At 64.4% G+C, this 7,279-nt stretch carries 7 protein-coding genes; 2 read left to right on the top strand and 5 right to left on the bottom strand.

Annotated elements, in window-relative coordinates:
- From Q0L57_RS01185 to Q0L57_RS01170, 4 genes are all read right to left on the bottom strand, one after another.
- Positions 1-387, bottom strand: a 387-nt coding sequence (locus Q0L57_RS01185; protein WP_296736622.1) for a biotin/lipoyl-containing protein, incomplete at its 3' end; no start/stop codon positions are given.
- Between the two features lie 26 nt (positions 388-413).
- Positions 414-848, bottom strand: a complete 435-nt coding sequence (gene aroQ, locus Q0L57_RS01180; RefSeq protein ID WP_296736620.1) for a type II 3-dehydroquinate dehydratase — start codon at positions 846-848, stop codon at positions 414-416.
- 140 nt (positions 849-988) lie between these two features.
- Complete coding sequence (locus tag Q0L57_RS01175) at positions 989-1,792, bottom strand: DsbA family protein (RefSeq protein WP_296736617.1); 804 nt, start codon at positions 1,790-1,792, stop codon at positions 989-991.
- Positions 1,793-1,851: 59 nt separating this feature from the next.
- Positions 1,852-3,261, bottom strand: coding sequence for a M48 family metalloprotease (locus tag Q0L57_RS01170; protein ID WP_296736614.1), 1,410 nt, complete (start codon positions 3,259-3,261; stop codon positions 1,852-1,854).
- 190 nt (positions 3,262-3,451) lie between these two features.
- Here Q0L57_RS01170 and Q0L57_RS01165 point away from each other — a divergent pair, with 190 nt between their 5' ends.
- Together Q0L57_RS01165 and Q0L57_RS01160 are read left to right on the top strand one after the other, a co-directional pair.
- Complete coding sequence (locus tag Q0L57_RS01165) at positions 3,452-4,600, top strand: aminotransferase class I/II-fold pyridoxal phosphate-dependent enzyme (protein ID WP_296736612.1); 1,149 nt, start codon at positions 3,452-3,454, stop codon at positions 4,598-4,600.
- 9 nt (positions 4,601-4,609) lie between these two features.
- A complete protein-coding gene (locus tag Q0L57_RS01160) occupies positions 4,610-5,539 on the top strand; it encodes a glutaminase (RefSeq protein WP_296736609.1) in 930 nt (309 codons plus the stop codon).
- Between the two features lie 114 nt (positions 5,540-5,653).
- Here the strand turns inward: Q0L57_RS01160 and Q0L57_RS01155 are convergent.
- Positions 5,654-7,279: ribonuclease E/G (locus tag Q0L57_RS01155; protein ID WP_296736606.1), on the bottom strand; the 1,626-nt coding region annotated here is incomplete at its 5' end.

Genomic DNA, 7,279 nt, shown 5'->3' with positions numbered 1-7,279 from the left:
GCGCGGCGAGGGGATCTGGTTCATCGTCTTCATCGCCTCGATGATGAGCAGCGTCTGGCCCTCCTTCACCTTCTGGCCGATCTCGATGAACGCCTTGGTGTCCGGCGAGGGGGCCAGATAGGCCGTGCCAACCATGGGCGAGGGCACTGCGTTCTTGCCCGGATCCGAGGGCGCTGCGGCGGCCGAAGCGGTCGCCTGGGCCGGCGCGGCCACTGCGGCAATCGCGGGAAGGGGAGCGGCAACGGCATGGACCGCTTGCGCCTGGCGCGACACGCGCACCTTGAGATCGCCGAGCTCGACCTCGATCTCGGTCAGATTGGTGTCGTTCAGTATGCCCGCCAGGTCGCGGATCAGCTGCTGGTCAACACCGGTCTTCTTTATCGACATTTTCGAGCCTTCTGTTTGGGGGCCGGTCACAGGCGTGCCGCCAGTGCCTGAAGCGCGAGCGTATAGCCGAGCGGCCCGAACCCGCAGATCATGCCGACAGCAACCGGCGCGACCATGGAAACGTGGCGGAACGGCTCCCGCGCGTGGATGTTGGAAAGGTGGACTTCAGCCACTGGAAGCGGCGCGATGGAACGGATCGCGTCGTGGATGGCTATCGAGGTGTGGCTGTAGGCGCCAGGATTGATGACGATGCCCGCGGCTTTGTCGCCGGCTTCCTGGATCCAGTCGACCAGGTCGCCCTCGTGATTGGACTGGCGAAAATCGATCTCCAGGCCGAGCGCTGCGCCCGCCGTCTTGCAGTCCTCGGCGATCGCCGCAAGCGTCTTGCCGCCATAAATCCCCGGTTCGCGTTTGCCGAGCGCATTGAGATTGGGACCGTTGAGGATAAAAACCGTTTTCAAAATGCCGACCTTATTCGCCGCCGGCTCCACGCCGGCGCACTGGGCCTCTATAATGGGCATAGCCGCCCGCGAAAAGAGCGCAAGTGCGTTCTATCGCTGTCCACAACGGGCGGAAACCGTCTGGCGACGCAATTTGCCGCTCAGAGCGAGGACTTCGCCTGCTCGATCTTCTGGGCAAGCACCTGTTGTCCGAGCGCGCCGAACACCACTTCATTGCCGATCACGTAGGACGGCGTGCCGGTGATCGAGAGCTTGGTGGCCAGGTCGTAGGTGCGCGAGAGTGCCTCGTTGATGCTCGGGTCCTTCATCTTCTCGCGCAGCGTCGCCTCGTCGGCGCCGAGCGACAGCGCCACCTTCATGGCGGTCGCCTCGGTGGCGCGCCCCTGGCCGCCGAGCAGCGCGGTGTGGAACTCGCCGTACTTCTCCGGCATCATCAGGTGGAAGGCCATCGAAACGATGCTGGCCTTCTGCGAATCCGGGCTGAGGATCGGGAACTCCTTGAGCACGAAGCGCAGGTCAGGGTCGGCCTTGGTCAGCGCCTTCATGTCCTCGATGGCGCGTTTGCAGAAGCCGCAATTGTAGTCGTAGAACTCGACGATAGTAGTCTTGCCCTTCGGGTTGCCGACGACGCCGTCGAAGGTGGAGTTGAAGATCTCGTCCTTCGCGTCCTTGATGACGCCGAGATTGGCGAGCCGCTGCTCTTCCTTCTGCTTGGCTTCCAATGCGTCTTGCACCTCGAGCAGCACCTCCGGATTCTTCAGCAGGTAATCGCGGATGATGCCCTCGACCTCCTTGCGATCGATTTTGCTGTCGGTCGATGCAACCTGGACGGCCTGCGCCGTATCGGCCTTGGCGGCCTGCGGGCTTCCCGCGACAAAGCCGAAAGCCAGCATGCCGAGAGCCACCGCCACGCCGGCGCCGCCGAGCAGGATTGCCTTGTTCATGATCTTCAGTCCTTCTTCCTTTCCCGGTCCATTCTGGTCGCCGCACGCGGCCGGGAGGTTCATTTGAGTTTGTTCGAGGGCGTGTAGTTTATGATATCCTGCGCGCGAAGCCACCGGGGCTCGCCACGCTTCAACTTCTGTTGAGAGCGCATCGCGAAGATCTTAGCATTCTTGTAGTCACCTGCGTAGAAATGACCTTCGGCCGTCGCGAGATCGGCGGCCGGAATGTCGCCCGTCTCGCCATAGGCCTGCGCCAGGTAGCGGTATGCGTCAGCATTTTCCTTGTCGCGGGAAATACCGTTGTTGAGCTGGACGATGGCTTTCTTAACCGAATCGGGCGTGCCGACCGCCATCAGCGCCTGGCCAAGCGAACCCAGTAGCAAGCCGGAACGCACCGGGTCGAGGCTGACGGCCTTGGCATAGGCGTCCGCCGCATCCTTCGGCTTGTTGGCCTTCATCAGGATGTCGCCGCGCAGTTCATGGAAATAAGGGTTCTTCGGCTGCTCCTTGATCAGCGCCGCGGTTTTGACGAGCGCCGCCGCCGGATTGCCGTAGAGATAGGTCACCTGCGCGTCGCCGTAGCGCGAGGCGAGGGAGGACGGATCCTTGCGCATCAGCCGCGCCACGGCGACCTGGCCCTGCGTATAGGCCGCGATCTTGATGCGCATCATGTCGTGCCGCTGCTGCAGCGCCGGCGGGTCGACGTTGCCGACATAAGGACTCTGCTTGACCAGCGTATCGAGATTGGCGATGCGCTCCTGCGGCATGGGATGGCTGATCCGGTAAGGATCGATCTGCGCGCCCGACAGCGACAGTGCGCTCTGGAAGCGGGCAAAGGTCTTGATCATGCCCATGCCGGACTGGGCGGTGGCGTTGAGGTAAGTGATGGCCGAGCGGTCGGCGGTGATCTCTTCGGTGCGCTGGTAGGCGAGGATGCTGCGCTGCGCCATCTCGCCGCCGCCGGCGGCGACGCCCATGCCGGCGCCTGCAAGGCCGTTGCTACCCGTAGTGGCGCCCGCGACCATCGCGCCGGCGCCGAGCAGCGTAGCGATAATGGCCATCGTCTTGGCGCGGTCGAGCTGATCGCGCAACTTCTGCTGGTGGCCGCCGGCGATATGGCCTGCCTCATGCGCGATGACGCCGATGATCTCGTTCGGTGTTTCGGCAGTCGCCAGGGCACCGGTGTTTATGAACATGCGCCGGCCGGTGACGAAAGCGTTGAAGCTCGAATCGTTGACCAGGACGATGTCGATGCCGTCGCTGGCGAGGCCGGCCGCTTTGAAGATCGGCCGGGCGTAATCGCGCACCAGCGCCTCGATCTCGGCATCCCGCACCACCGGCACGCCCTGGGCATAGGCTGTCAACGAACTCGAGGCAGCGACGGCGGCGGCAAGCAGGAGCGTCGCGAAGCCGCGCGCGGCACGGCCCATCGTCGATCTGTCAATCATCGGTTCGCGTCGGCTCAACATGACAGGGTCCACTGGTAGACGAGCGGGCAATGGATGAAAAGTCGGCAGCGATAACTTCCTGCGCGCTTGTGATCCCCACATCAATCGGGCATTTGTGCGGCGCTGCGGTCGAGCCAGCAATCCCGGAAAAGGGCGCAGGCATTCTCATTCCGGAATTGCGCCGACGAAAGACAGCGGGACGAGAGGTCAAATGGTGGTTTCGCTTTCACGCCGCGGCGAGGTCGAGCCGTTCCATGCCATGGATATCCTGGCCGAGGCCAACCGGCTGAGGGCGACAGGTATCCCGGTGGTGTCGATGGCGGTCGGCCAGCCGTCCGATCCGGCGCCGGCGGGCGTCAGGGAAGCCGCCGCGGCAGCGCTCAGGCACGGGCGCATCGGCTACACCGACACGTTGGGTTTGGCCGGGCTGCGCAAGGCGATCGCCGCGCACTATGGCGAGCACTACGGGATCGACGTCGCGCCCGCCCGCGTCGCCGTCACGACGGGCTCGTCGGCGGCCTTCAATCTCGCCTTCCTGGCCATGTTCGATCCGGGCGATCGTGTAGCGATCGCCGCGCCCGGTTATCCCGCCTACCGCAACATCATGGCTGCGCTTGGCATTGAGATTGTCGAGATCGAGCTCGGCTCGGACGCCTACCTGCACGCCGAACACCTGAAGGCCGCGCATCGCGAGAAGCCGCTGAAGGGCGTGCTGTTCGCCAGTCCCGCCAACCCGACAGGCGCGGTGATCCCGGCGGAAGAGCTCGCGGCGCTGGTGAAGACCGCCGAGGAACTCGGCATCGCCGTCATCTCGGACGAAATCTACCACCGGCTGGCCTATGCCGCGCCGGATGTCACGGCCCTGGCTCATGGCGCTGGCGTGACGGTGATCAACTCCTTCTCGAAATACTATTGCATGACCGGCTGGCGCATCGGCTGGATGGTGCTGCCGGAGGAATTGGTGAGGCCGGTCGAGCGCATCGCGCAAAGCCTTTACATCTCGCCGCCGGAACTGTCGCAGATCGCGGCCATCGAGGCTTTCAAGGCAACGGAAGAGCTGGAAGCGGTGAAGGCGCGCTATGCCTGGAACCGCGACCTGCTGATGAAGCGCCTGCCGGAGCTGGGCTTCGCGCTCGCGGCACCCATGGACGGCGCCTTCTACGCCTTCTGCGACGTCACCCGGCACACCAATGACAGCATGGCTTTCGCGTGCAAGATGCTTGCGGAGGCGCATGTGGCGGCGACGCCCGGCCGCGACTTCGATCCGCTGCAGGGGCATCGCACCATGCGCTTTTCCTATGCCGGCAGTCACGACGACATGGTCGAAGCCATCGCACGCATCGAACGCTGGCTCAAATAGCGGGGACGCATGCCGGAACTCGAACAGGCCCTGGCGGAAGTCGCCGCCGAAATGGCGGAGCGACCCGATCGCGGCGATGTCGCCAGCTACATCCCGCAGCTCGGCAAGGTCGATCCGCGAAAGTTCGGCATTGCCGCGATCACCAATGACGGCCGCGAAATCCTGGCGGGCGACGCCGACCGGCCGTTTTCGATCCAGAGTGTTTCGAAGGTGTTCACGCTGACGCTGGCGCTCGGCAAGGTCGGCGACGCCCTCTGGCACCGCGTCGGCCGCGAGCCGTCCGGTAATCCGTTCAACTCGATCGTGCAGCTCGAGCATGAGAACGGCATTCCGCGCAATCCGTTCATAAATGCCGGCGCCATCGTCGTCTCCGACATACTGCTTGCCGGCCATCAGCCACGCGAGGCGATCGGCGAAATCCTGCGCTTCATCCAGTTCCTTGCCGACGATGATACGATCATCATCGACCGCGAGGTCGCAGCCTCCGAACGCGCCACCGGCTACCGCAATTTCGCCTTGGCCAACTATATGAAATCCTTCGGCAATCTCCATCATGAGCCGGAGCTGGCGCTAGGAGTGTACTTCCACCACTGCGCTGTCGCCATGAGCTGCCGACAATTGGCGAAGGCCGGCCGCTTCCTTGCCAATGGCGGCAAGAATCCGTCCACCGGACATTCGGTGGTGTCGGCCGAACGGGCACGCCGCATCGGCGCGCTGATGCTGACCTGCGGCCACTATGACGGCTCCGGCGACTTTGCCTTCCGCGTTGGCATCCCGGGAAAGAGCGGCGTCGGCGGCGGCATTCTTGGCATCGTGCCCGGCGTGGCGTCGCTCGCGGTCTGGTCGCCAGGCCTCAACGCCAACGGCAACTCCAAGCTCGGCTCGATTGCACTGGAGAAGCTCGCCAGGATGATGAACTGGTCGATTTTCGCGCCTTGATCGGAGTGGCGTTCGTTGCAGGCAACCTTCTCGTCTCAACCGCTCACAAAAGAAAACTCCCGCGCCATGTAGCGCGGGAGCTTGTCAAAGGATCAGCCTAGCAGGCTGAAATTCCTAGAAGAAACCTTTGCGCTGCCACCAGCCGGCGCGCTTCGGCTTTTCTTCGGTCTTGGCCTCCTCGCTCACATTCGACGACACCACGGGCACTGCCGGTGCATCGCTCGACTGCGGCTTGCGGCGTGTCGGATGGGCGTTGGTGGTCGGTTCGGCCTCCGGCTCGGCGGCTACCGCCGGCTCGGGCTCGACGACGACAGGCGCGACCTGGACTTCCGCCACGGGCTCGGACACCGTCTCAACCACCGTTTCCTCGGCTGCCTTCTTGGCCCGGGAGCGACGCGGCTTCTTCGGCTTTTCAGCCACTTCGGCATCGTCATTGGCAGCAACGGGGGTGACAGGCTCCTCTGACGCTTGCGCTGTCGCCGGTTCGCCTGAGGCCGTCTGCTCGTCGTCAGCGGTGTCATCCTCGGCGATAGCTTCACCGGCACCGGCTTCAGAAGCTTCTACCTCCGTGCGGTTACGTTTGCCGCCACGCTTGCCGCGCCGACGCTTCTTGCCCGCGCCTTCCTCGGCCTCCGTCGCTACGGTCTCGCCGCCCGCGGTCACGTCAAGAGCGGCTTCGTCCGATGCCTCGCCGTCGGCTTCGTCAGCTTCCGCCGGGATCGGCGCCGCCGTGGCATCCCCATGGGCATGATGCTCGCGGTCGCGATCCTTGCCGCCACGCCGCCGGCGGCGCTTGCGGCGCTTGCGGTCGCGGCCTTCGCCGTCCTCCGAACGCTGCTGATTCTGGTCGTGCTGAGGATGGCGCGGCTGCTCGGCCTGGACCGAGACCTCTTCCTCCTCTTCGACGACGATTTCGTCCTCCGGCTCTTCCGGTTCGACATAGGTCGGCAAGCTGCGCACCTCGACGAAGCCTTCCGGCTTCTCGGCCACGGCGCCGCGGAAGATCGCGTAGTGCTGGGCGCCGAGCGTTTCGTCGGCCTCCAATGTGATCGTCAGTCCGAAGCGGGCCTCGAGCTCGACCAGGTTGACGCGCTTGTGATTGAGCACGTAGAGCGCGGTCGCCGCCGGGGTGCGCACGATGATGTGGCTGCGCGAATCCTTGAGCAGGAACTCTTCGATCGCCCGCACCACCATCAGCGCGACCGACGAGTCGGAGCGCACATGCCCGGTGCCGCCGCAATGCGGGCAGGGCTTCATGGTCGATTCCAGCACGCTGGCGCGGATGCGCTGGCGTGACATCTCCATCAGGCCGAAATGCGAGATGCGGCCGACCTGGATGCGTGCGCGGTCGTTCTTGAGGTGATCCTTGAGGCGCTTCTCGACGGCGCGGTTGTTGCGGTTCTCCTCCATGTCGATGAAGTCGATGACGATCAGGCCTGCGAGGTCGCGCAGCCTGAGCTGCCGCGCGACTTCCTCGGCGGCCTCCAGATTGGTGTGGAGCGCGGTGTCCTCGATCGAATGCTCCTTGGTGGAACGTCCGGAGTTGACGTCGATCGAAACCAGCGCCTCGGTCTGGTTGATGATGATGTAGCCGCCGCTCTTCAGCGTTACCTGCGGCTGCAGCATGCGGTCGAGCTGCGCTTCGATGCCGTTGCGCACGAAGATCGGCGTCGTGTCGCGGTAGGGCTGAACCACCTTGGCGTGGCTCGGCATCAGCATGCGCATGAAGTCCTTGGCCTC

Source organism: Mesorhizobium sp. (assembly GCF_024509055.1).
Lineage (GTDB): Bacteria > Pseudomonadota > Alphaproteobacteria > Rhizobiales > Rhizobiaceae > Mesorhizobium.
Note: the sequence above shows the minus strand (reverse complement) of the source record. Positions and strands in the feature narration are given on the sequence as shown.

What these genes read in the sequence shown, in the direction of transcription:
- Q0L57_RS01165 (WP_296736612.1), top strand. Translation starts at nt 3,452, where the DNA reads ATGGTGGTTTCGCTTTCACGCCGCGGCGAGGTCGAGCCGTTCCATGCC.
- Q0L57_RS01175 (WP_296736617.1), bottom strand. Translation starts at nt 1,792, where the DNA reads ATGAACAAGGCAATCCTGCTCGGCGGCGCCGGCGTGGCGGTGGCTCTC.
- Q0L57_RS01160 (WP_296736609.1), top strand. Translation starts at nt 4,610, where the DNA reads ATGCCGGAACTCGAACAGGCCCTGGCGGAAGTCGCCGCCGAAATGGCG.
- Q0L57_RS01170 (WP_296736614.1), bottom strand. Translation starts at nt 3,261, where the DNA reads ATGTTGAGCCGACGCGAACCGATGATTGACAGATCGACGATGGGCCGT.